We start from the raw sequence: 24,537 nt of genomic DNA, 5'->3' as shown, positions 1-24,537 counted from the left end.
GTAGTAAACGCTAACAATCCGCTAATTGTGTAAGCAAGATGTTACACTACGAGATTACCCTTTGGTATTTATTTAAAGCAGACTGCAAACCCGGGATTTTTTTTAACAGTACATTGTATAAGGCAATACCTAATGCCGCACAAGTGATACCGGCTAACACGTCGAGCACGTAGTGGTGGCTTGCATATACCGCCGTAAACCAGATGCCAACGGTTACCACCGCAAAAAAGATATTAGCAAGTCCCAGCTTGTTTTTTAAGCCGTAGTAAAGCACTATAACCGGGTATGACGAATGCAGCGACGGCATGGCAGCAAACACGTTTGAACCTTTTGTATAAATCCCTTTAAAAACCCCGGCATGAAAATAGGCGTCAAACCTGGCCAGCCCGGCGGTATTGCCCATGGTTAACGGAATAAAATGAAATCCGTGATATTGAACAAACCAGGGTGGTGCGGCAGGGTAGGCGTAGTAAACTATAAAGCCCAGGATATTCACCAAAACAAACGTTAACGAAAAATTGAGGAACTGTTTTTTGTTTTTGAAGAACAGGTAAGCGGCAAAACCCAGCGGCACGGGGATCCAGCATAAATAGAATAAACCCGATAACACATCAATAAAAGTGTTGCTATTGGCCAGCCAGTATTCGTTAGGTGTAAGCAGCTTGCCGTTAAAATGAATGCCGAACAGGCGTTTCTCTGCATTATAAAGCTCGGCAATATGTACCGGGTTGTAGTTATAATTGGGGAAGGCTTTCATGTAATCAAAAACAATCCAGTACACTATGAAAATAGTGAAGCCCAATATAAACTTGCGTGTTATTGCCGATGCATAGAACAGCACATTGAAAATAACTACCAGCGTAAGCTCGTCTGGTTTATAACCAATAAGGAAAGTTGAAAACGCCAGGTAAGCAATGGAAAGCAACGAAACAATAATTATCGACCGGATATTTACTGTTACGCCTGTATTGGCATTGGTCATTGCTATTTTTTTAAGAAATCTGAACGGAAAATTTTATCCCAGAAAGGTGAACTCACACCATAGCCTTTTTCAGGATCCTGGTAGTGGTGCAGCATATGGTGTTGTTTTATTTTTTTGAACAGCCCGCTTTTAAAATTAAAATGGTGCATGGCATAGTGCGATATATCATAAAACAGGTAACCTAAAATAAAGCCCGGAAAAAAGCCCCAGATGTAGTTTACAGGCAATAACCATTTAAACAAAAAGAAAAAGCCTGTAGCCAGCGGAATGCTTAATGACGGGGGCAATACCAAACGTTTGGCATCGCTCGGATAATCATGATGCACGCCATGCATGATAAAATGCAGACGTTGTGCCCATTCCAGTTTTTCGCTTGGCTGATAGTGGAAAACAAAACGGTGCATGATGTATTCGGTGATAGTCCAGATGAAGAGGCCGAAAATAAACAGGCCAAGATATGTTAATACATCCAATCCCAGGTCAAAGAATTTATAGCTGCAATATCCAATAACGGGTACAAAAATATATAGAGGTACGGTATAGTGTACCTTTGATAAGCCTTCTAAAAAGTCGCTCTTAAACATTCGCACCGATTCCTGCGAGTTGGATATATATTTCTTTTTCATTGTTATAATCAGGGTTTAAAATGTTTTACGATCTCTCTGCCTGTTTATGGTGTTAAAATTGTTCAGAATGGCTGGCCTTAAACCAGCAAAAGGCAATTTTAGCAAAGATATTGCTAAGCGTAAATGCCTTTATTTTATTGTTACGAAGATATGATATTTGTTGCTAAGTCTTAAGCCTAAAGTTCTAAGTCTTAGGAGAAGTAATTCAACGTCCTCGTTTAAGACTTTTGACTTAGAACTACAGCCTTACTTACCTTCTTCCTCTTCCAGTTTAATTAAAGCTTTTTTAGCTTCTCTTAGCCTGTTAAAAGCCGTAATATTGGTTAAAACGGCAAGTATTACCAATGGGATAGTAAATATCGATATGGTTTCAAATACATGAAATTTGATGCCGGGAACAAATAATTTATAGTTACCGCCGATGTATTGAGCTACTATGCCCGATAAAGCTGCGCATAAGCCGATAGTTACTACACGCTCGGGCCTTTGCATTAAACCGCCTTTAATTTCAACACCCAAACCTTCGGCACGTGCACGTACATAACTAACCATCATTGAGCCAATCAGTGCTATAAAGGCGGCTATCGAGCTCAGGAAATAGTGATGTGCTACCAGGTAATAGCAAATGCCCAGGAACATGATCAATTCGCTGTAGCGGTCAAGTACGGAATCATACAAAGCACCAAAGGTTGATTTCATATTGCCTAAGCGGGCTACCTGACCGTCAAGCATATCAAATAAGCCTGCAAAAAGGATGAGGCCGCCGGCCCAGCCAACGTAGCTCAGGTCGCCGCGGTTACCTTCTTCGGCACCTAAAATAAATATGCCTGCAACGCCTACATTAAGTACAAAACCTATGGTAGTAACTGCATTGGGGGTTAAGCCTATTTTTATGAGGATCTTCACAAACGGATCAATAACCTTATATATCCCTAACTGTAGGCTGGTTCTGAATGATCTCCTAAGTGTTGTTGTTTGCTGTTCCATTTTTCTCTCTGCTTATTTAGGTGCAATGATTAGAAGTCGAATTTAACCCTTGTGCGCAGGCCCCATTGGGCAACGTTTGGCTGGTCAAGGTAGTTAAAGCGCCTCACAAAATCTATGCGTATAAATTTAAATATATTTTCAATACCAACACTACCCTCAACATAAGGCGTTTTGCCCAATGTATAAGTAATCGGCACGCCATCGGTGCCAACAGGTAGTTGATATAATGACGGATGTATCGAAGGATTGTTTTGATCAGACAGGCCGCCGTATAGTACTTTTAACGATGCGGTTTCGCGCCATTTCAATTTCTTTAACAAAGGTATTTTATTAAAGAAGAAACCGCTGAAGTGCTGATCTATCCTGAAGCTGGCATATTTATCACTCACAAACTCCAAAAAATTCATTAAGTTGTATGAGTCGAGGTCATACGCGTAAGTTTGGTTAGCCCTGTGTATGGTTAATAAAGGGTACGGCACCGAACCAAAGATTTTACCTGCCGAAACATTAATATCCGCATAACCTAACTGCGAAAAATAGAAACGTTTATCGGCACGGAAGTCAAGCTTTTGATAATTGTATTCGCCGGCAAATAAGCCTTTAATACCTTGAGCATAATCAAGTTCAAAGGCCGGGTATTTGTTAGGGATAGGGATGCGATAGATCTTGCCCTGGTAAAACTGCTCATGAGGTGCCCAGCGGATACTTCCGGTAAGCTCGGTGGTGGTTAAATGATGGATAGAATTTGGCAGATCATTAACAATATTATCAAAATATAATGATCCCGCCGGCTCTTGGGTCCATTTTTTGAAGCCCGCGGCAAACGAAAGATGGCTTTCCAGTTCGTGTAAATAATCAAACCTGTAAAAATCGTTATAAAGGAACTTATCGTTCACACCACGCTTAAACGATAACAGGAAGTTATCCTCCTGCACAAACTGCAGGCTTGCGCCAGGGATTTTGGTATCACGCTGAAAACTTGCCCTAATATAGTTTTGAGGGAAACGATAGATAGATTTATTATTAATGGAGTAGGTTGCACTTAAAAAGTACTTCCAGCGCTCGTCTTTAAAACCATAAGCTGCATAAGTTTCAAAATAATAACGTTTGCTTAATTCGGGTGTTGTACGGCCGCCTACACGTAAACGGAAACCTTCAACCGGGTTAAAGCTGTAAAATGTGTTGGCAGGACCTAACTCAAATTTACCAAAGCCTTTATAGCCTGCAAGCAGGAGCGTTGCTATATCAACCGTACGTTTAAACGAAGGCATATTACGCAAGCTGTCGATGTTTTTATAAACCTTTGATTCGGCAAGCGTTAAAGTATCCGGCCTGTTTTCCTGCCAGAAGGATTCGGGGCGATGTTTCACTTCATCGCTTAATTCAGCATATGGCGATCCCTGGTAAGTTGTATCCGGCCGGGGTTTGTTAACCACGTAATTGCTGTAGGTTATGGCCCGGATACCAAATAAACCACTCTTTGCATCTTTTTTGGAAGCGCCAAAATCTGCAATGGTAGTACTTTTGCTCAGATGATATCGGCCATCGGGGTTTTGCTGAAACTCCAGGTTAACAGTCATCGACCTGATAAAGTTGATGTTGATATGTTTATTAATGGTCAGGTCGCACTTTTGTACAGCGTAGTTACCATCAAGCGTGATGTATATGCTACCCTCAAAAAGTACGTCGGTTGTATTGCGGGGGGTAAAGTCAAGCTTAACCAGTTTGTTGTTATGTGCGTCAACAATGGTATCGGCAATAAAGTATTTGTAATAGTTCGGCGAGTTGTCAGATATTGGGCTAAGAAACTGGCTGGTTATCAAAAATACGTTGTTGGTATAAATATCAACCTTGTTGTATAAGTGCTTGAAATATTGGGTAAGCCCTTCATTATCGATACCCGCACCGTAGTTAACACTTTTTTGGCCGGTTATATCTTCCCTTGTTTTTTCGGGGTTTTTGCGGTAATAAACCTGCTGCAGCTTTTCATCAAGATAAATAGGCAACAATGATTTGCCTGGTACCAATGAGCTATCGCGGTTATCTAAAATGAACTTATACTTGCGAAAGAATTTCCTGTCCGAAAACTGGGCGGATACATTGCTTAGTGCAAACATCATTTTATCATACTCCTTGTATTCAACATAGTTGTATGCTTCGGGACGGTTCTTTTCTTTATTTTCGATAACCTTACGGATCAGCTCAACAGCGGGGTTGTCTTTATTACGGTACTTAGGTTTTTTGCCCGATTTTACCACAACCTCGTTAAGTTGCTGAGAAGCGGGGAACATCTTTACATTGATAACCTGCTCTTTACCGGGAACAACAGCTAAAAAAGCATCTTTATAGCCTAAAAATGAAATTTTGATTTGTTTATATTGCTGATTGTTTGTAGCCAGGCGATATTTGCCATCAACATCTGTAGTGGTACCGGTAGTGCTGCCCGTAAAAGAAATACTAACAGAAGGCAGGGTTTGTTTATTACCTGCATCGGTAACAGTACCCGTTATTACCGTTTGCTGCGCATATAATGCCGAAGCAGAGAAGAACAGTATTAAGAAAAATAAGCTTTTATAAAATTTTTTACAATCCATGTACTTTGTGCATTGTGCAAATACAAACTTCTTTTTTCGGCTTAACACTTTTATTATCGGATAAAGAGGTATGTATCGGTTATTCAAATATTTTTGGCAGATTAATTATGCCCGCCTCCGTATGTTTTTCATTGTTCTGCCGCTTAATCTCTCTACACTTACCTTGTTTTGTACACTCCCGGCAGATGGTTATTACGGAGTTTACAATTAACAGGCCAAAGGTAAAAAAAATCACTACAGACTAATGTGGTCAAAAAGTCAAATATTGTTTACAGCTATTTACGCTATCATATTACTGTAATTATAACTAAACTCAAACAACGGCTTGGCCGGTTAGTTAGTATTCCTATTGTTTGCTGTTAGTTATATAACCAATTGCGTAACGCTCTGATAATTAGATGTTATTTGCCATTTTTTGATTGTTTGGAAGAAGTCGTTTAGGTTAATAAATAACATTATTTAACAAATTAACATTAGCGCCAATAAGACTATTGCCTTAAAATAATGTTACTTGCGTATGATCATTTTTACCTGATAAAAACAAAACAGCCGTAAAGCAGGGTTTAGTTGCTTACGGCTGTTTTGACGGTATTTGGTAATTTAACGATTATTCGGTCGCGAACATATCGTCATAATAATCCAAACCAAGGTGGGTGATCAGGTCCTCGCCCATCAGGTAACGAAGGGTATTCTCCAATTTGATCAGTTGTTTAAAGATGTCATTTTCTGCATGTAAACCCGGTGCAGTTTGAGGCGATTTCAGGTAGAATGACAGCCATTCCTGGATACCGCTCATGCCGGCACGTTTAGCCAGATCGCAGAAGATAGCCAAATCAAGCGCGATAGGGGCAGCAAGGATTGAGTCGCGGCAAAGGAAGTTGATCTTGATCTGCATTTTGTAGCCTAACCAGCCAAAAATATCGATGTTATCCCAGCTCTCTTTGTTATCACCATGCGGAGGGTAGTAGTTGATACGGATTTTGTGGTAGATGTTACCATAAAGTTCCTGGTTATCTTCCGGTTTGAAAATATCTTCCAATACACCCAGTTTTGATACTTCTTTAGTTTTGAAGTTATCCGGATCGTCAAGAACCCAGCCATCGCGGTTACCCAAAATGTTGGTCGAGAACCAGCCATGCACACCTAATGAACGCGCTGCCAAACCTGGGGCCAATACTGTTTTCATTAAAGTTTGACCTGTTTTGAAATCTTTACCAGCAATCGGGGTTTTGGTTAATTTGGCCAGTTCGATTAAAGCAGGGATATCAACTGTTAAGTTAGGGGCGCCGTTAGCAAAAGGAACACCTAATTTTAAAGCCGCGTAAGCATAGATCATGCTTGGAGCGATCAGCTTGTCGTCATTTTTCAATCCTTCTTCAAAAGCGGCTAATGACTGGTGTACAGCAGATGCTTCATAATAGATCTCGGTTGAACCACACCATACCAACACAACCCTGTCAAGACCATTAGCCTCTTTAAAGTTTTTGATATCTTCCATTACCTGCTCGGCAAGTTCAAGCCTGGTTCCGGTTTTAACGTGGGTGCCATCAAGGTTTTTAGCGTAGTTTTTATCAAACGCGGCTTTCATTGGCTTTATAGCTTCCAATTCGGCTTTAACCGAATGTAAAAGTCCTGCTTCCAATACCTGTGCGTTTGAGGCAGCTTCAAATACGTTATCTTCATAAACATCCCAACCGCCAAATACGATGTCGTTTAAATCGGCTAAAGGAACAAATTCTTTAATTTTCGGGTTACGGTTTTCGGTTCTTTTTCCTAAACGTATGTGGCCCATTTGAGTAAGGGAGCCAATTGGCTGCGAGATGCCTTTTTTAACGGCCTCTACGCCGGCAATTAAGGTAGTTGCTACAGCGCCTAACCCGGGGATCAGGATGCCAAGCTTACCTTTAGCAGGTGTAATGTTGATTTTCATTTATGTTACTATTATTTATTTCAAATTAATTGGTTAAAGCCATTTGTTGGCTTTATACCATTTTAGCGTTTCGGCCATGCCGCTTTGCAGATTGTATAAAGGATAAAAACCCAGGTCGGATTTAGCTGCTTCAATATCGCAATTCCAGTTAATGGCGGTCAGTTCATTAAGCTTTTCGATATTCAGCACTGCAGCTTTGTTGCTCAAAGAACTTATTTTTTCAGATACTGCTGCAATCATTTTAACAAAATTTACAGGCAGATGAAACTTTAGCGTTTTTAGCATTAATACATCTTTGGTGATGGTGCCTAACTCATAACGGTTATAAAAATTACCATCGCTCAGGTTATATGTCTTGTTATTGCCACCGTATAAAGCCTTGATACTTGCTTTGGCCAGGTCTTTAACATATATAAAGCTGAGTTTTTGCTGCGCCTTGCCTATATAGGGCTCAATGCCCTTCACTATCTGTTTAAAAAATATAAATATGCCGGTGTCCCTTGGTCCGTAAACCGCGGTAGGTCTTAGTATGGTATAATTCAGGCCGCTCACCGTTTTTAATTTCTGTTCGGCAAGCAATTTGCTCCTGCCGTATGCTGTAACAGGATGCGGAGGGGTTGCCTCGGTTATGGTGCCGGTTAGCGTATTAAGCGGCCCAACCGAAGCCAGGCTGCCAATAAGTACAAACTTTTTTAAATCGGGGCAAGCTTCATAAGCCGCCGAAGCAAGGTTATGGGTATATGTAGCATTGATCCGGTTATATTCGGCTTCGGAGCGGGCACTGGTTACACCTGCCGCGTGGATGATATAATCGGGCTTTATCTCGGCCAGTTGCTTCTTTAATGTTTCCTTATTGTTAAATTCGGGATAGATATATTGGATATCTAAATCGTTTAAGTGACTTATTACACTGCTTTTTCTGATGGCTATAAAAACCTCCAGATTGTTTTGTAAGGCCTCTTCAATCAAATGGTATCCAACAAATCCGCTTCCACCGGTTATTAAAACCCGCTCCCTCATATCGCTTTTTGATATAACCTGTATTTTTTATAAGGATCGCCTTTTATGGCTTCAATGGCACGGTTCATCATGTCGTTGTTTTCCAGTGTCCAGCCGGCTTCGGCATGTTTATAACCCTTGGCCTTATATTCCTTTATGATGGTGCCATATAAACAGGCCTCGATACCCATTTTGCGGTAATCTTCAATAACACCGAGGGCATAAATACGGATACCGGTAATGCTTTTTTTGCCGAACAGTAATTTGAAAATACCGGTTGGCAACAACCGACCGCGTTTTATTTTTTTGAAGATGTCATTATAGTCGGGCAGGGCCAGGCCAAATGCAACTATCTTGCCACGTTGCTCGGCCACGATGGCAAAATCGGGATCAAGGATCAGTTTAAGATCTTTGGCCAGGTAATCGTACTCTTCGTTGGTCAGGGGCACAAAACCGGTGTTTTTGTCCCATGCTGAGTTATACACTTCGCGCAGTTTGGCGGCTTCCTCCTTGAAATTTTTAAGGTTGATCTTACGAATAACTATATCGTTTCGCTTTAACCGCTCTTCAAGCGCGTTTAATAAACGTACTGATTTATCATCATAAGCTTGTCCGTCCCAGTGCCAGGCAATCAGATCGACATCTTTAGCAAAACCAAAATTTTCGACCAGATTAGCGTAATAAGCAAAGTTATAGGTGTTCATCAGGAACGGTGAACTATCAAATCCCTTTATTAATAAACCGCAAGGCTCATTGGTTGAAAAGTTGGTAGGGCCTAATAATTTGCCGGTAACGCCTTTTTCTTTAAGCCATTTGGTAACGGTTTCAAAAAGCAGGTTAGATACCGCCGTATCGTTAATACAATCAAAAAAGCCAAAAAAGCCATCGTTAACGTGGCTGTATTCGTTATGGCCGTTATTAAGGATCGCGGCTATCCGGCCAACAATTTTATCGCCATCATAAGCTAAAAAGGGTTGTACGGTATTGTGTTTATGGAAGGGATGTTTGGTTAAGAGGTCCCTTTGGGCAATAAACAACTCCGGAACATAGTAAGGATCGTCCTTGTACAGGTCATGCGGGAAATCAATAAACGAAGCCAGTTCTTTTTTTGATTTAACCGTTACTATTGTAATCATGTGTGGTAAATGATTGAATAAAGCAAATTGGTATGCTTTAAAATAAAAAGTGCATTTAGCTTACCTTAATTAAAAAGCAGCTAAATGCACCTCAGGTTTCTTCATTATATTTTTTCTTTAACAGAAGCGGTTACACCAACTTCTTTAAAGGCTTTTGACAGTTTTTCAACGGCTTCGTCAATTTGCTCAAAGGTATGGGTAGCCATCAATGAGAAACGAAGCAGTGACGAATCGGAAGGAACGGCAGGGGATACAACCGGGTTAACAAATACACCTGAAGCTTGCAGGTGTTTGGTAACCGCGAAAGTTTTTTCGTTATCACGAACGTAGATCGGCAAAATAGGGCTTTCGGTAGGGCCAAGGTCAAAGCCTTCTTCCAGCAAAAGTTTCATGGCATAATTGGTGTTATCCCATAATTTCTCGATACGCTCCGGTTCTGATTCAATGATATCTAATGCGGCAATCACGCTGGCTACAGAGCCCGGAGGCATACTTGCGCTAAACATCAATGAACGTGCGCGGTGTTTGATATAATCAATAGTATCCTGATCGCTGGCGATGAAACCACCTAACGAGGCTAATGATTTACTGAAGGTACCCATGATCAGGTCAACTTCATTGGTAAGGTTAAAGTGTGAGGCGGTACCTGCACCCTTATCACCAATTACACCAAGGCTGTGGGCATCATCAACCATGATATTGGCACCGTAAGTATCGGCAAGCTCAACAATCTTAGGCAATTTAACAATGTCGCCTTCCATGCTAAAAATACCGTCAACAGCGATAATCTTCACGGCATCTTCAGGAAGTATGCTTAATTTGCGCTCCAAATCGGCCATATCGTTATGGGCGTACTTGATCACTTTTGAAAACGACAGGCGGCTGCCGTCAATGATACAGGCATGGTCATACTCATCAAGTATGATATAGTCATTCCGGCCGGTAACGCACGAAAGTACACCAAGGTTAACCTGGTAACCTGTGCTGAATAAAACAGTAGCTTCTTTGCCTACATAGTTAGCAAGCCTGTTTTCAAGCTCAATGTGGATATCAAGTGTGCCGTTCAAAAAACGTGAACCGGCACAGCCTGTGCCATATTTGTCAATTGCTTTTTTTGAAGCTTCTTTGATTTTTGGATGATTGGTAAGGCCTAAGTATGAGTTAGAACCAAACATTAATACCCGCTTGTTGTCAATAATTACCTCAGTGTCTTGTGCAGACTCAATAGGCCTGAAATAAGGATATAACCCCCGTTCACGCAGCATATTTGCTACTTGAAACTGAGCGATTTTCCCATGTAGTTTTTTAACCATGTATATTAACTCTGCTTAAATTTTGTGTAAAAATACCATGAATAAGCATATAACTTATACGGTGTGTGTAAATTTTTTTAAAATAATGCCTATTAACGTATCAATACTACTTAAGAAGCACACAAATTCTTACACGGCAAATTAATTAATTTTTTTGTTTATATCGAGCCTATTATTTTCATTTTTTTGTCAAAAGCCCAAAAAGCTGATACTATCCCGTGTTTTTGTAATTTTTTACGTAAAATTCTTGTTCGTGATTTTAAATTAGTAATATTAATTACATATTCGCATTCCCCGTAACAATCCTGCACTAATTATAAAATTTTTCTTATAATTTTTGCCTGATATACATTGTTATTTATAGCTACCCTATGAAAAAACACAAGTACTTTTTGGCGCTTCTTGTACTTAATTTAACATTGAATTTACATAGCAATAGTTATGCCCAAACTGCCGCTGATAGTATAAGCGGACCGGTTTCCCTAAAACAGGCTATTGACTTTGCCTTGCGTAACCAACCAACAGTAAGGCAGGCTTCCATTGATGAACAGATCAATGAGCGTGATATTAGAATTGGCCTGTCGGCCTGGCTGCCGCAGGTGAACGGCTCGGGCCTTTATAATTATTACTATAAGGGCAGCCCGCAGGCTGGTGCCTCCGGTGCTAACATCCCCAGCAACGCGGGCAGTATCCGTAACCTTTCAACCCTGGGTGTCACAGCCTCACAGGTATTATATAACAACGATGTATTTCTTGCTTCAAGGGCGAAAAGATATTCGCGCGAGTACTATAAGCAGAACACCTTGAGCAGCCAGATTGATGTAGTAAGTGATGTAAGCAAAGCTTTCTTTGATGTTTTACTATCCGGCAAACAACTTGACATCACTAATGAGGACATCATCAGGTTGCAAAGAAGCCTGAAGGATGCCAAAAGCAGGTATACCGCCGGTGTATCCGATCCTACGGATTATAAGCAGGCAACCATCGCTTTAAATAATTCATTGGCTACCCGTAAACAAACCGAAGAAGCCATCAAAAGTAAAACGGCTTTATTAAAGCAGATCATGGGCGTAGGCGCAGCTACACCGTTAAGCCTTTCTTATGATTCGAGCCGGTATGAACAGGAGGCCAGTATTGATACTTTGCAATCGCTCAATGTAAATAACCGGATCGAATACCGTTTGCTTGAAACAACAAAGGCACTCAATAATCTCAACGTAAATTACTATCGCTTTGGGTTTTTGCCTTCATTATCAGCGGTAGGGAGTTACCAGCATGCATACTTCAGTCATGATTTAGGTGATTTGTATAATAAGTCTTTCCCTACAGGTTATGTTGGCTTAACGCTGGCTGTACCTATTTTCCAGGGGACGAAGCGCCTGCAAAACCTCGCTAAAGCCAGGCTGCAGGTTGAACGTACCGACCTGGACCTGATCAATACAAAAAATAGTATTTATACGGAATATACCCAGGCACTGGCGGCATATAAAAGCAATTATACCAGCTACCAGCTCATTCGCGAAAATGTAACACTTGCAAAAGATGTATATAAGGTGGTAAGCCTGCAATACCGCGAGGGAGTAAAAACTTACCTCGACGTAATTGTATCGCAGGCAGATCTGCGTACTGCCGAACTGAGCTATTATAATGCCCTGTTCAATTTGCTCAGCAGTAAAATTGACCTGCAGAGAGCCCTTGGAATCCTGCCTGTTCAGCAACCATAAGATATCGTTATAAAAAAATAAAAACTACAGCAACACACGAACAACCTATTCTACATGAAACATACATATATATATTGGTTAGCCCCTGCAGCACTTTTAACATGGGCATCATGCGGTAAACCTAAAAAGGGCGGGCCGGCGGCCATGCCCCCAACACCAGTATACCTTGCCGACGCTAAAACAGCCGAAGCAGTATACTATGATAAATACCAGGGTATTGTGGTTTCGGTGAACACTGTCGAACTGCGCAGCCAGGTACCGGGTTTTGTAACGGGTATATTTTTTAAAGAGGGTGATGTTGTGCAAAAAGGCAAAGTATTGTATGAAATAGATAAACGCAAATACCAGGCTGCTTTTGACCAGGCTAAAGCTAATGTGCTAAGCGCCGAGGCCAATTTGGTTAAAGCGCAAAAAGACATTGACAGGTATAACATGCTGCTTAAGAGCGATGCGATTGCCCGTCAGACAGTGGATCAGGCACAGGCTACTTACGAAACTAATAAAAGCCAGGTTGCTGTAGCCAAAGCCGCGCTTGAGTCGGCCCGTACCGATTTATCATATGCCACCATTACCGCGCCTTTTACGGGGCGAATAGGGATCTCGCAGGTGAGGCTTGGAACACAGGTAGCAGCAGGAACCACATTGATGAACACCATATCGGCCGAGCACCCCATAGGTGTTGATGTGGTGATCAATGAGCAGGATATCAACCGCTTTTACGGTCTGCAAAAATCAAGTACCGACAGTACCTTTAAATTGGTGCTGCCCGACGGAAGCAAATACAACAAAACAGGTAAAGTACTGGCGATTGACAGGGGCGTTAGCAACCAAACCGGCAGCATTAGGGTGAGAATCCAGTTCCCGAACGAGGATGATGTGCTTAAGGATGGCATGAGTTGTGTTTTACAGGTGCTGAACAGCCAGTCGGGCCAGCGGGTACAAATCCCTTACAAAGCAGTAACTGAGCAAATGGGTGAGTTTTTTGTTTTCGCAACGAGAGATACTGTTGTTAAAGATACAGCTGCCGATAAAACTGTTAAGGACAGGCGCGATACAATTGCAAAACAGGTGAAGGTGAAATTAGGGCCGCGTATTAACAGCGACGTAGTGATAATGGATGGCATAAAACAAGGTGATAAAGTGATTACCGACGGTTTTCAGCGTTTGCGCGATGGTGGCAGGGTCACTACCGGAACAGCCGCGCCGGCCGGAGCAGCACCCAAAAAATAAATTTATATCAACAGGAAAAATTTTAAGCCGAAGAAGGGGCGCATCTACCCTGGAAAACTTAATATAGAGAAAGAATGATCGCAGATACTTTTATAAAACGACCGGTTACCGCTATTGTAATATCCCTGGTGATATTAATAGTGGGCATCCTGTCAATATCCAGCCTGCCTATAGGCCAGTACCCTGATATTACACCTCCAACCGTGTCAGTTAGCGGTAACTATGTCGGTGCCGACGCGCTAACCGTAGAGCAAACTGTTGCTACCCCGGTTGAGGTTCAGGTAAACGGCGTACCAGGCATGACCTACCTGCAAAGTAACAGCAGTAGTAACGGGCAAATGAGCATGACCGTTAACTTTGACGTTGGTACAGATATTAATATCGCAGCGCTCGACGTGCAAAACCGTGTAGGTATTGCTTTACCAACCTTGCCGCAGGAGGTACAGCGTTTGGGTATGGTGGTACGTAAACGTAACCCAAGTATCCTGATGCTTGTGGCCATGTTTAGTCCAAAAGGCACCCATGATGTCACTTTTACTGATAACTATACCAACGTATTTATAAAGGACGCTATTTTGCGTACCAAAGGAGTTGGCGACGTTGTTACACGTGCTGATGATTTTAGTATGCGGATCTGGCTTAATCCGGACAAACTTGCTGCGTTAGGTATGAGTGCTGCGGATGTAACCAGTGCCCTACAGGAGCAAAACGCGCAGGTTGCCGCCGGTACGGTAGGCGCTACACCGCAATTAAAGGGGCAAACATTTGAGTATTCGGTAATTGTAAAAGGTCGTTTAGAAAAGCCTGAAGAATTTGGTAACGTGGTTGTTAAAACCCAGCCTAACAATGGGGGCATAGTACACTTAAAAGATGTTGCCAGGATTGAGCTGGGTAAATTCAACTACTCAGGTAACTCATTTGTTGATGGTAAAAGGGCATCTTATCTGCTGGTGTACCAGGCCCCGAACAGTAACTCGCTTGAAACTGCCGATAATGTATACGCTACTATGAATGAGCTTAAAAAGAGCTTTCCTAAAGATATAGATTACGTAGTTCCTTTTGAGGCCATAACCGTGGTAAAGGTGTCGGTAAGCGAGGTTATCGAAACGCTGGTTATTGCACTTGTACTGGTTATTATTGTAGTATTCCTGTTTTTACAAAGCTGGCGCACAACCCTCATTCCGGTACTGGCTATTCCGGTATCAATTATTGGTACGTTCATTTTCTTTATTCCGCTCAACTTTACTATCAATACGTTAACGTTGTTTGGTTTCGTACTGGCCATTGGTATTGTGGTGGATGATGCTATTGTGGTGGTTGAGGCTGTACAGCATTATATGGATGAGGAGGGTATGACACCTAAAGAAGCCACCCAGCACGCTATGGCCGATATCTCGGCCCCCGTAATAGCAATTGCACTGATCCTGGCTGCAGTGTTTGTGCCGGTAGGCTTTGTGCCGGGTATAGTAGGGCGATTGTATCAACAGTTTGCCATCACCATTGCCATATCTGTATTGATATCGGCTTTTGTTGCGCTATCATTAACACCTGCATTGTGTACGTTGATATTAAGGCCGCATAAGATAGATGAAAGCTCTCGTGGCTTAAATAAGTTTTTCTTTAAATTCAATACCTGGTTTACCCGCGTAACCGGTAAATATCGAAACACGGTTGATAAAAGCATTAAAAACTCAAGATACATTATCATTCTGCTGGTATGTATCATTATAGGCGCGATACTTTTATTTAGAAGCAAGCCGTCTGGTTTTATTCCGCTGGAAGATGATGGTCGTGTGTATATTACTTTTGATTTGCCCGAGGCGTCAGCAACCGGCCGTACTGTTGATGTGTTGCACAACATGATGAGAACGCTTGATAGCGTACCGGAAATAGCTCATTACGCGGCGCTGGGTGGTTTGAATGCCATCAGCTTTGCAAGTAAATCAAATAGTGCAACCATATTCGTGCAGTTGAAACCTTGGGATGAACGTAAAGAAAAGTCGCAGCAGATAACAGCGCTTGTTGCACGGTTAAACCAAAAGCTCGGTAAGTATAAGGAAGCCAATGTTGTGGTGATCCAGCCACCGGCAATTCCGGGGTTGGGTAGTACAGGAGGTTTCTCGTTTATATTAGAGGAGAAACAGGCAGGCGGCGATATCAAGGTATTTGAGAAAACGCTCCGAACGTTCCTTGGCGCAATCAATCAGCGTAAGGAGATAGCAAGGGCCTTCTCGTTCTTTACTGCCAGTACGCCTGCTTACCAGTTAACGATAGACAGAGAGAAATCTAAAAAGCTTGGTGTAGCGATATCTGACGTGAACAATGCGCTGCAAACCTATTTGGGTAGTACCTATATCAACGACTTTACCATTTACGGCCGTAACTTCAGGGTAGTGGCCCAGGCCGATACCAGTTATCGTACAAATGTGCAAAACATAGGACAGTATTTTGTGCGAAATTCTTCAGGAGCCATGGTGCCATTGAGCACACTTACATCATATAAGGTAATTGAAAACTCACCATTGATATCGCACTATAACCTGTTCCGTTCGGCCGAGATTAACGGTAGTACCAAGCCGGGGTATAGTAGTGGTGATGCTATTACCGCTTTGAAAGAGACAGCAGCGCAGGTATTGCCGCAAGGTTACGGTTACGAGTTTTCGGGCCTGAGCCGTGAGGAGTTATTATCCGGGTCAAAAACGGTATATATATTTGCACTGTCAATAGGATTCGTGTTCCTGTTCCTGGCTGCTTTGTATGAAAGCTGGTCGGTACCCTTCTCTGTGTTATTGTCAGTGCCCCTGGGTGCATTTGGTGCCATATTGTTCCTTACTTTCTGGCCTGATCTTACCAATAACGTTTACGCCCAGATCGGTTTGATAACGTTGATAGGTTTAGCAGCCAAAAACGCCATCCTTATTGTAGAGTTTGCCAAGGAACGGGTGGATGCAGGTATGGAACTGGAAAAAGCTACGCTCGAGGCTGTCCGCCTGCGTTTAAGGCCAATCATCATGACGTCGATGGCATTTATATTAGGTGTAGGTCCGTTGATGGTTGCATCGGGTGCCGGTGCTGAAGCCCGTAAAACCATAGGCTGGACTGTGTTTGGGGGAATGCTTACCGCTACTTCATTAGCTATATTTATAGTACCGGTTTTATTTTACCTGATCACCAAAATGGCTTACGGTAAAGAAAAACTTGCCGAGCTTGAAAAAAATTATGATCCTAAAAAGCACGGGCCGGAGGCATAATAATTGTTAAAGTTTTGTAAAAAGAGAGGCGCAAGTCTCTCTTTTTTACTTTCCGGCAGGTTTGGTATACTGTTATACCTCGCTATTTAACCATTTATAGGCTCGAAATTTGGTGTTAGTAGACACTTTTGATGCTTATGCAGGGCAGTTTTTAATAAAACCATTCATCATAAAATATATTAAACGGTAATTATTTTGTATTGACCTTATCGCTTTAAATATTATTGATTTTCAATTATTAAGTCGTGTGTGATTGGATTAAATGCGGTTGTTTTATTAGTTTAAATAATATCCTGGATAGTAAATGATGCCAATAATGGCAAAGTATTTGTTAAGGAGGAGTTAATACAATGAAAAATTAAAAAATGAACATTGTAGAATTTGACTAAAAAACACAACTATGAAAACAATGACTAAAATGATAGCTTCGGCGTTTACTGCGGTGGCTATCTTCATCGGAACAAATGTTAAAGCTCAAACCACACCAGCAAACGCGTTGCGCTTTGGGGTTGGCCTGGAAGCAGGTATCCCAACAGGTAACGCCCACGACATTTCAAAATTTGAGTTAGGCGGTACCGCTCGTTTGCAATATGGTGTAAGTAATGATTTAGCCCTTACACTTACCTCGGGTTATTACAATTTTTTTGGTAAAACCTATACTTCATCATTTTCCAACTCTACGTCAACAACTACAGTTACAGTTAAGGGCAGGTCTTTAGGCATAATTCCTGTAAAAGCCGGTATTAAAGCTTTTGTTGGCGATGGCTTTTATTTCGCAGGAGAGGTGGGTGCCGGTTTTGAAGTTCACCCACCAATTGCAGGGGGTGAAAAGAATACTAAACTTATACTTTCTCCCGGCTTAGGTTATGCCACCAAATCATGGGATATTGGTGTGCGTTATGAAAACTTCTCGGGACAAAGCAATAACTATGGCCTGGTTGGCTTACGTTTAGCTTATGGATTTGGATTGTAAGACTGAACCATGATTTTTAGGATTTCAGGATTGTCCTGATTTAAAGAAAATAATTACAATAAAAAAATCCGCTTGTTATTTGGCAAGCGGATTTTTTTATTTCTGAACCCGGATTTGGAGATTTGCCGGATTTTTGGGATTTGAAAGGCGACCGGATAAGTATCCGGAGAATCCGTTAATCCTAAAAATCGTGGTTCAGACTAATTTACCCAACGCTTCTTTTAACCTTCTCATAGCTTCAATCAGCTTATCTTCGGCCGCAGCATATGATAAACGGATTGAAGAGGGGTCACCGAATGAATCGCCGCCCACGGTAGCTACGTGGCCTTCTTCAAGCAGGTAAAGGCTCAAGTCGTCAGAGTCATTGATCACGCGGCCATTGTAGCTTTTACCAAAGAACGAAGTAACGTTAGGGAAAAAGTAGAACGCTCCATCTGGCAGGTTTACTTTAATGCCTTCTATTTCGCTCAGCAATTTATAAACAATATCACGGCGTTTTTTGAATGCGGCGCGCATTTCAAGCACGCTTTCCAAACCACCTTCGTAAGCGGCTATGCCGGCACGCTGAGTGATTGAACAGGTACCGGAAGTTACCTGGCCCTGCATTTTATCAAAAGCAGCAGCAAGTTCTTTAGTGCTGGCTGTGTAACCAATACGCCAGCCGGTCATGGCAAAAGCTTTCGACCAGCCGTTGATGATAACCACACGATCTTTGATATAGTCAAACTGCGCGATAGACTCGTGTTTGTCAACAAAGTTGATGTGTTCGTAGATCTCATCGCTCAGGATATAAACTTGTGGATATTTTTCAAATACCTTAGCTAAACCTTCAAGTTCATCTTTGCTGTAAACGCTTCCTGTAGGGTTGCAAGGTGATGAAAACATGAACAGTTTGGTTTTAGGCGTAATAGCAGCCTCTAACTGCTCAGGGCTAATTTTGAAGTTAGTATCAACGGTAGTGTTAATGAAAACGCTTTTACCTTCGGCCAATTTAACTACTTCACTGTATGAAACCCAGTAAGGAGTAGGGATAATTACTTCTTCGCCGGGGTTAACCAAACACAATACCGCGTTAGCGATAGCCTGCTTGGCACCTGTTGAAACAACTATGTCGGCAGCATCATAATCAAGATTGTTCTCGTTTTTTAGCTTTGTAACTACGGCTTTACGAAGGTCAGGGTAGCCTGCTACTGGTGTGTAGTAGGTGAAGTTCTTGTCCATGGCCTGCTTGGCGGCTTCCTTGATGTGTTCAGGGGTATGAAAATCAGGTTCACCAAAGCTAAGGCTGATCACGTCGACACCTTTAGCGGCAAGTTCACGGCCCAGTTTGGCCATTTTAATTGTTGCAGATTCGGACAGGTTTTGTATCCGGGTACTTAATGCGCTCATATAAATTATGTTATCGCGGCAAATATAGAAAATAACTTTACTGCTACTTACGCTTGTTATTTTTTAAATTTGCGGCCTAATACCACCCTTGCTTTGAATCAACAAAAAAGGATCATTTTAATTTCGCTGATAACGGGGATTGTGCTGATGCTGGCGAAATTTGGCGCCTACTTTTTAACAGCCTCCAATTTTGTACTTACCGATGCCGCCGAAAGTATTGTAAATGTAATAGCAAGCTCATTTGCCTTTTACAGTATCTATCTTTCCGCCCTGCCACGAGATGAAAACCACCCTTACGGCCACGGCAAGGTGGAGTTTTTTTCTGTTTTTATAGAAGGATCACTTATCGGCATTGCCGGGTGCATAATCATTGTAAAATCGGTTTACAGCTTTTTCTTTCCCAACATTATCCATGACCTGTTTACCGGTGCCATTATTATAGCGGCTACTGGAGCCATTAATGGCGTGCTGGGTTATTATATGATCCGTAAGGGCAAAGAGCTTCGTTCCATCACCCTTGATGCCGACGGTCGTCATTTGCTGGCCGATACCGTTACCAGCGTAGGCCTGGTGGTAGGTTTATTGTTAATTGAATTTACCAGGATTTTATGGCTCGATAGTGCATTATCTATATTGGTTGGCTTATATATAGTGTACAGTAGTTACAAATTGGTGCGTAAATCGGTAGGGGGATTAATGGATGAGGCAGATTTTCAGGTAGTGACCGGGATCGTGAACGTTTTAAGTGAAAAACGCCGTGAGGCCTGGATAGATGTACACAATTTGCGCGCGCAGAAATATGGACATGAGCTGCATATCGACTGTCACATGACGCTGCCAAACTATTTTGATCTGAACACAGTACATACCGAAATATCATTGGTTGATAAGATGATTAATAAAGATATGGGCATCAAAACGGAGCTTTTTATTCATGCTGACCCTTGTGTGCCCAATTGCTGTCACTACTGCAGTATGCCCAATTGCCCTATCCGGTCGGAAGCAAAAACCGAAACAATAGCCTGGACAATGGAAAAGGTTGTACGTAATAAAAAACACTTTGAATAATGGAATACTTTAATGTAAGGGTTTACGGTCTGCTTCTGAACGATGATGATGAATTGCTCATAAGCGATGAACAGGAATATGGCATGCGTTTTTCAAAGTTCCCGGGCGGAGGCCTGGAACTTGGTGAGGGCCTGATTGACGGGCTTAAACGTGAGTTTATGGAAGAGTGTAATATTGAGATTGAAGTTGTAGGCCATTTTTACACCACTGATTTTGCCGTAAAATCGGCATTTAACAACTCCCAGGTGATCAGTGTATATTATTTGGTGCGAAGCATCACCCCGGTTAATTTGAATATAAAGGCTGTTGCATTTGATTTTGACGGGGAAGGAGAGGTGTTGCAGGCTTTTAGATGGGTGCCGCTTACCGCGCTGAGCGTAGCCGATTTTGAATTTCCGACAGATAAACGTGTGGTTGAACTTTTGCAGAACGAACTATGAACCTTACCGAAAGGGATTTAAAAGTAATATGGCACCCCTATACCCAAATGAAAACCGCGCAGCCGCCTGTAGGCATTGTACGCGGCGAAGGGGCACTGTTATTTGACGAAGAAGGAAAACAGTACATTGATGCAGTATCGTCATGGTGGGTAAACATTCACGGGCATGCTCATCCTTATATTGCCCAAAAGGTATCAGAGCAGCTTCACAAACTGGAACATGTGATCTTTGCAGGCTTTACCCATGAAGGCGCCGTTGAATTGGCGGAACGGCTGTTAGCAATTTTGCCGGGCAACCAAAAAAAGGCATTCTATTCAGATAACGGTTCAACCGCTGTTGAGGTGGCCATAAAAATGTGCCTGCAATACTGGCTTAATAAAGGTGATCAGCGCACCAAAATCATAGCTTTTAATAATGCTTACCACGGCGATACCTTCGGGGCTATGGCCGTAAGCGGCCGCAGTGCATTTACCAAAGCGTTTGATAGCCTGTTGTTTGAAGTAGAATTCATCGACATCCCTACAAAAGAAAACATCTCAAATCTCAAATCTCAGATCTCAAATCTAAAGAACGAAACAGCCTGCTTTATTTTTGAACCATTGGTGCAGGGCTCGGCAGGGATGATCATGTATGAGGCTGAGTATTTGAATGAATTGATGGCCCACTGCCGTGAGGAGGAAGTGATGCTGATTGCCGATGAGGTGTTTACAGGTTTTGGTCGTACGGGTAAACCCTTCGCCACAAATCATGTGGATGTTGAACCGGATATCATGTGTTTCTCAAAGGGGCTTACAGGCGGTACCATGGCCCTGGGCTTAACTACCTGTACGCAGCAAATTTATGATGCTTTTTTATCGGATGATAAGTTGAAAACCCTTTTTCACGGGCATTCGTTTACGGCCAACCCGATAGCATGCGCTTCGGCATTGGCAAGTCTTGATCTGTTTCAACAACCCGAAACGGCAGAGAACATTGCCAGGATCAAAGCCGCTCATACCGCCTTTGCAGATAAGATCCGCAATCACCCTAAAATAAAAACCGCGAGGCAAACAGGCACTATACTGGCCATGGAGTGGGAAACCGGCGATAATACCTCATACTTCAGTTCGCTTAGGGATAAGCTGTACCATTATTTTTTATCCGCGGGGATCATATTGCGTCCCCTGGGGAACGTTATTTATATTTTACCGCCATATTGCATTACTAATGAGCAACTCAACTATGTTTACAGCAAAATTGAGCAGGCTCTTGAAGAACTATAAATTATGCTGAACAAAATACTACCTACCATAATTGCCGATAACGAACTGCATTCACGCTGGTTAAATACTTTATCCTTAATGGAAAATACCGGCGCACGCAAGATTTCGGCCAGTGAAGATCCACTTACTGTGACTTACATCATATTAAAGCACGCTGCCGAAGAGCACCGTCATGCTTTCTACCTAAAAAAACAACTGGAAAAAACGGCTGTAACACTGCCTACGTACGCGGCCGAATACCTGCTGGCTCCGGGCTCAAGTAAGTACTATTTGAACCAGTTGGATGTTGATGTTTGCCGTTATTTAAAAAGCGAGCTTAACCTGAAAGGTGCCGACCTCCGTTTTGCAGCTTACCTGTTGGTTACCTACGCTATTGAGGTACGTGCCGATGAACTTTATCCAATTTACCAGGATGCCCTTGACGAAGCAGGCAGCAAAGTGAACGTAAAATCAATCATTTTAGAAGAGGAAGGTCATTTGGAAGAGATGATCAACCAACTACAGCATTTTTCTCCTCAATGGGAATTACATGCTCAAAAAGCGGTTGAATTTGAAACCAAATTGTTTAATCAGTGGGTTGAGCAGTTGGGGAAGGAAATAGCTTTATAAACTCCCGTCATTGCGAGGTACGAAGCAATCGCGAACTATACGGAGAGACTCTGCTAATCGGGGATTGCTTCGTACCTTATAATGACGTTTTTGAGAATTAGCATTGGTAGTCAATACGCCATATACTCCGTAAACACCTGTTGCAGATAAGCTTTACCGTAAGCAAGTGCTGTTTCGGTAGCCTTTTTATCAGCATTTGGTTTGCTGTTATAGATCGTGGTGCGGCCGGCGTTATCATAGGATACCGCCTGCCCCGGGTGCATAAAACCGAACCCGTTATCCCAATCAAAAAAGGCAAACTCTTTACTATTGGGATTCAAGAGATCTTTCGACCACTTAAACTGATTATGTGGCATACCTAACTGAGCCAGCAGGGTAGCTGCGAGGTCTGTTTGTCCGCCCAGTTTACTGTTCTTTTTACCACGATATTCGGGCTTGATCACATCGCCGAAAAACAAAAGAGGTATATGGTATTTAGCCGGGTCGTAAGCCTCGGCTGTATTACGCGGCAGGCGGTGACCGTGATCGGCCACAAGGATAAACAGTGTGTTTTTATACCAGGGCTGTTTTCTGGCCTGATCAAAATAAGCGTTCAGGCATGAATCGGTAAAATAGGCTGTGCTTCTGAATTTATTACTTAAATCAGCGTCATCACTAAAATGGTGCTTAACAGGCAGTACAAAAGGCTCATGATTGGATGAGGTTTGTACATAATTAAAAAAGGGCTGTTTTTGGCGGGCCAAATATTGTAGGTTTCGCATAAGCAGGTCATCGTCATAAACGCCCCATTGTGTTTTTATATGGCTATTATCAAAGCTGGCCTCGTCGATAATATGATCGATATTATGAGAAGTCATGAACTTATCAAAATTCATGTAATTACTTTTGCCACCATAAAAATAAGCGGTTTCATAACCTGCATCTTTAAACGATGCAGATATAGCCGGAAGTTTTTTATGTTTAAGCGTATCGCTGATGATGGTGCGGATCGCCTGCGAAGGGAAGCCGCTCATAAGGGCGATAATGCCTTTGTCAGTACGATCGCCGGAGGCGTAGATGTTGTTAAAAAGCAGTCCGTTCCTGATGAACTTTTCAAAGTTTGGTGCCACGCCTTTATCACCGCCTAATGATTCGATCACATCGGCTGTATAACTTTCTAACTGGATAATTACCACATTGGGCCTGCTGGTGGTAAGGATTTGTTCGGTAGAATCGTTTTTAACATCGTACAGCTCATTAACAATTTTAGCAGCATCAATTGGATGGTTGTAGAGATAAGGGTTATAAGGTGCGCGCAGGTTTTCAAATACATTGTTAAAAAGGTTCCACTCGGTGTTGAGCGCACTCTGGTTAAGAATCTGCTTTTCGGAGAAATAGGCGGAATTCTGGCTTACTGGCTTAGCTTGTAAACCACCACGCATCAGCACAAAGTTCAAAAATAAAAGTAGTGCAGTAAGCGAAACTTTTAGGCTTGGCCGGGCTTCGGGCTTTTTAAAATCGTAGTTGATTATAAAGTGAGATAACATTATGCCTGTTGTCAGTAAAGCTATGCCAATGAAAATACATTTACCAACCGGCGAAGAACCGCTTGAGGCAATGGCTTCTGAAGGGGCATGATAAAATGAAGTAAACACTCTGAAGCTAACCTTGGTACCCCACTCGCGAAAGATATTGAAGTTAAGTACCGTATTTAACGAAATGCAGAACAGACAAAACCAAACATAAGCCTTTAACCAGATGGGCTTTATCCTAATCTTTGGAATGAACCAGTTGATAGCAAATACAAGGATTGGTATGATGCAGATATAGGCAGTTGCCGAAACATCGAGTCTTAGGCCCCAGAAAAACGTTTGAAGGATTTCACTGATGCTGGCATTATCAAGCTTGTGCAGAAAATAGATCTCAAATGTCGCTCTTGTTATTGCGAAAAAGGCGATCCAAAAGATGAAGAATCTGAAAAAGCTAAAAAGGTTCCTTAACATTGGGGTAACAAAAATAATATTTTGCTACAATGTTAAGGAACC

The 24,537-nt window shown here is 42.2% G+C and carries 18 protein-coding genes; 8 read left to right on the top strand and 10 right to left on the bottom strand.

Annotated elements, in window-relative coordinates; translation table 11 throughout:
* Nucleotides 1–46: 46 nt before the first annotated feature.
* The 8 genes from IEX80_RS09885 to spt all read right to left on the bottom strand — a co-directional run bounded on the left by IEX80_RS09885 (nt 47) and on the right by spt (nt 10,567).
* A complete protein-coding gene (locus IEX80_RS09885) occupies nt 47–982 on the bottom strand; it encodes a phosphatase PAP2 family protein (protein WP_090526341.1) in 936 nt (311 codons plus the stop codon).
* Between the two features lie 2 nt (nt 983–984).
* A complete protein-coding gene (locus IEX80_RS09880) occupies nt 985–1,608 on the bottom strand; it encodes a sterol desaturase family protein (protein ID WP_090526343.1) in 624 nt (207 codons plus the stop codon).
* A gap of 246 nt (nt 1,609–1,854) precedes the next feature.
* Nucleotides 1,855–2,595 (bottom strand): CDP-alcohol phosphatidyltransferase family protein, encoded by a 741-nt coding sequence (locus IEX80_RS09875; RefSeq protein ID WP_112655852.1) that lies wholly within the window; start codon nt 2,593–2,595, stop codon nt 1,855–1,857.
* A 29-nt stretch (nt 2,596–2,624) separates the two neighbouring features.
* Complete coding sequence (locus IEX80_RS09870) at nt 2,625–5,189, bottom strand: DUF5686 family protein (RefSeq protein WP_188832762.1); 2,565 nt, start codon at nt 5,187–5,189, stop codon at nt 2,625–2,627.
* Between the two features lie 607 nt (nt 5,190–5,796).
* Nucleotides 5,797–7,119, bottom strand: coding sequence for an inositol-3-phosphate synthase (locus IEX80_RS09865; RefSeq protein ID WP_090526349.1), 1,323 nt, complete (start codon nt 7,117–7,119; stop codon nt 5,797–5,799).
* Between the two features lie 33 nt (nt 7,120–7,152).
* Nucleotides 7,153–8,139, bottom strand: a complete 987-nt coding sequence (locus IEX80_RS09860; RefSeq protein WP_090526351.1) for an NAD-dependent epimerase/dehydratase family protein — start codon at nt 8,137–8,139, stop codon at nt 7,153–7,155.
* Complete coding sequence (locus IEX80_RS09855) at nt 8,136–9,254, bottom strand: GNAT family N-acetyltransferase (RefSeq protein ID WP_090526353.1); 1,119 nt, start codon at nt 9,252–9,254, stop codon at nt 8,136–8,138. Before IEX80_RS09855 ends, IEX80_RS09860 begins: the two co-directional genes overlap by 4 nt.
* A 104-nt stretch (nt 9,255–9,358) precedes the next feature.
* A complete protein-coding gene (gene spt / locus IEX80_RS09850) occupies nt 9,359–10,567 on the bottom strand; it encodes a serine palmitoyltransferase (protein ID WP_090526354.1) in 1,209 nt (402 codons plus the stop codon).
* Nucleotides 10,568–10,938: 371 nt separating this feature from the next.
* On the opposite strand from spt, the gene IEX80_RS09845 reads away from it, so the two are divergent.
* The 4 genes from IEX80_RS09845 to IEX80_RS09830 all read left to right on the top strand — a co-directional run bounded on the left by IEX80_RS09845 (nt 10,939) and on the right by IEX80_RS09830 (nt 17,745).
* Entirely contained in the window at nt 10,939–12,291 is a 1,353-nt protein-coding gene (locus tag IEX80_RS09845) for a TolC family protein (protein ID WP_090526356.1), read from the top strand.
* Between the two features lie 54 nt (nt 12,292–12,345).
* The gene (locus tag IEX80_RS09840; protein ID WP_090526359.1) at nt 12,346–13,521 is read left to right on the top strand and encodes an efflux RND transporter periplasmic adaptor subunit; all 1,176 of its coding nucleotides are present in this window, start codon (nt 12,346–12,348) and stop codon (nt 13,519–13,521) included.
* Between the two features lie 74 nt (nt 13,522–13,595).
* On the top strand, nt 13,596–16,772 hold the full coding sequence (locus tag IEX80_RS09835; RefSeq protein WP_090526361.1) for an efflux RND transporter permease subunit: 3,177 nt from the start codon (nt 13,596–13,598) through the stop codon (nt 16,770–16,772).
* A gap of 400 nt (nt 16,773–17,172) precedes the next feature.
* Nucleotides 17,173–17,745 (top strand): hypothetical protein, encoded by a 573-nt coding sequence (locus IEX80_RS09830; protein ID WP_090526363.1) that lies wholly within the window; start codon nt 17,173–17,175, stop codon nt 17,743–17,745.
* A gap of 195 nt (nt 17,746–17,940) precedes the next feature.
* Here IEX80_RS09830 and IEX80_RS09825 read toward each other — a convergent pair whose 3' ends face one another.
* Nucleotides 17,941–19,134 carry a pyridoxal phosphate-dependent aminotransferase gene (locus IEX80_RS09825; RefSeq protein WP_188832761.1) on the bottom strand — a complete coding sequence of 398 codons (1,194 nt, stop codon included), beginning with the start codon at nt 19,132–19,134 and terminating at the stop codon, nt 17,941–17,943.
* A gap of 93 nt (nt 19,135–19,227) precedes the next feature.
* On the opposite strand from IEX80_RS09825, the gene IEX80_RS09820 reads away from it, so the two are divergent.
* Genes IEX80_RS09820 through IEX80_RS09805 form a run of 4 tightly spaced genes read left to right on the top strand, consistent with a single transcriptional unit; the run spans nt 19,228 to nt 22,513 of the window.
* Nucleotides 19,228–20,202 (top strand): cation diffusion facilitator family transporter, encoded by a 975-nt coding sequence (locus IEX80_RS09820; RefSeq protein WP_112655876.1) that lies wholly within the window; start codon nt 19,228–19,230, stop codon nt 20,200–20,202.
* Nucleotides 20,202–20,642 (top strand): NUDIX domain-containing protein, encoded by a 441-nt coding sequence (locus IEX80_RS09815; RefSeq protein WP_090526365.1) that lies wholly within the window; start codon nt 20,202–20,204, stop codon nt 20,640–20,642. The genes IEX80_RS09820 and IEX80_RS09815 overlap by 1 nt, the downstream gene beginning before the upstream one ends.
* A complete protein-coding gene (bioA, locus tag IEX80_RS09810) occupies nt 20,639–21,904 on the top strand; it encodes an adenosylmethionine--8-amino-7-oxononanoate transaminase (RefSeq protein ID WP_188832760.1) in 1,266 nt (421 codons plus the stop codon). Before IEX80_RS09815 ends, bioA begins: the two co-directional genes overlap by 4 nt.
* Nucleotides 21,905–21,907: 3 nt before the next feature.
* Nucleotides 21,908–22,513 (top strand): hypothetical protein, encoded by a 606-nt coding sequence (locus IEX80_RS09805; protein WP_217633140.1) that lies wholly within the window; start codon nt 21,908–21,910, stop codon nt 22,511–22,513.
* A 110-nt stretch (nt 22,514–22,623) separates the two neighbouring features.
* On the opposite strand, the gene IEX80_RS09800 is transcribed toward IEX80_RS09805, so the two are convergent.
* Nucleotides 22,624–24,495 carry an LTA synthase family protein gene (locus IEX80_RS09800; RefSeq protein ID WP_188832759.1) on the bottom strand — a complete coding sequence of 624 codons (1,872 nt, stop codon included), beginning with the start codon at nt 24,493–24,495 and terminating at the stop codon, nt 22,624–22,626.
* Nucleotides 24,496–24,537: the final 42 nt, after the last annotated feature.

Origin of the sequence: Mucilaginibacter rubeus (assembly GCF_014643835.1) — a bacterium.
GTDB classification, from domain to species: domain Bacteria; phylum Bacteroidota; class Bacteroidia; order Sphingobacteriales; family Sphingobacteriaceae; genus Mucilaginibacter; species Mucilaginibacter rubeus.
The sequence above is the reverse complement of the archived record's forward strand: the minus strand, read 5'-3'. Positions and strand labels throughout refer to the sequence as shown.

What these genes read in the sequence shown, in the direction of transcription:
- IEX80_RS09885 (WP_090526341.1), bottom strand. Translation starts at nt 982, where the DNA reads ATGACCAATGCCAATACAGGCGTAACAGTAAATATCCGGTCGATAATT.
- IEX80_RS09880 (WP_090526343.1), bottom strand. Translation starts at nt 1,608, where the DNA reads ATGAAAAAGAAATATATATCCAACTCGCAGGAATCGGTGCGAATGTTT.
- IEX80_RS09875 (WP_112655852.1), bottom strand. Translation starts at nt 2,595, where the DNA reads ATGGAACAGCAAACAACAACACTTAGGAGATCATTCAGAACCAGCCTA.
- IEX80_RS09870 (WP_188832762.1), bottom strand. Translation starts at nt 5,189, where the DNA reads ATGGATTGTAAAAAATTTTATAAAAGCTTATTTTTCTTAATACTGTTC.
- IEX80_RS09865 (WP_090526349.1), bottom strand. Translation starts at nt 7,119, where the DNA reads ATGAAAATCAACATTACACCTGCTAAAGGTAAGCTTGGCATCCTGATC.
- IEX80_RS09860 (WP_090526351.1), bottom strand. Translation starts at nt 8,139, where the DNA reads ATGAGGGAGCGGGTTTTAATAACCGGTGGAAGCGGATTTGTTGGATAC.
- IEX80_RS09855 (WP_090526353.1), bottom strand. Translation starts at nt 9,254, where the DNA reads ATGATTACAATAGTAACGGTTAAATCAAAAAAAGAACTGGCTTCGTTT.
- spt (WP_090526354.1), bottom strand. Translation starts at nt 10,567, where the DNA reads ATGGTTAAAAAACTACATGGGAAAATCGCTCAGTTTCAAGTAGCAAAT.
- IEX80_RS09845 (WP_090526356.1), top strand. Translation starts at nt 10,939, where the DNA reads ATGAAAAAACACAAGTACTTTTTGGCGCTTCTTGTACTTAATTTAACA.
- IEX80_RS09840 (WP_090526359.1), top strand. Translation starts at nt 12,346, where the DNA reads ATGAAACATACATATATATATTGGTTAGCCCCTGCAGCACTTTTAACA.
- IEX80_RS09835 (WP_090526361.1), top strand. Translation starts at nt 13,596, where the DNA reads ATGATCGCAGATACTTTTATAAAACGACCGGTTACCGCTATTGTAATA.
- IEX80_RS09830 (WP_090526363.1), top strand. Translation starts at nt 17,173, where the DNA reads ATGAAAACAATGACTAAAATGATAGCTTCGGCGTTTACTGCGGTGGCT.
- IEX80_RS09825 (WP_188832761.1), bottom strand. Translation starts at nt 19,134, where the DNA reads ATGAGCGCATTAAGTACCCGGATACAAAACCTGTCCGAATCTGCAACA.
- IEX80_RS09815 (WP_090526365.1), top strand. Translation starts at nt 20,202, where the DNA reads ATGGAATACTTTAATGTAAGGGTTTACGGTCTGCTTCTGAACGATGAT.
- bioA (WP_188832760.1), top strand. Translation starts at nt 20,639, where the DNA reads ATGAACCTTACCGAAAGGGATTTAAAAGTAATATGGCACCCCTATACC.
- IEX80_RS09805 (WP_217633140.1), top strand. Translation starts at nt 21,908, where the DNA reads ATGCTGAACAAAATACTACCTACCATAATTGCCGATAACGAACTGCAT.
- IEX80_RS09800 (WP_188832759.1), bottom strand. Translation starts at nt 24,495, where the DNA reads ATGTTAAGGAACCTTTTTAGCTTTTTCAGATTCTTCATCTTTTGGATC.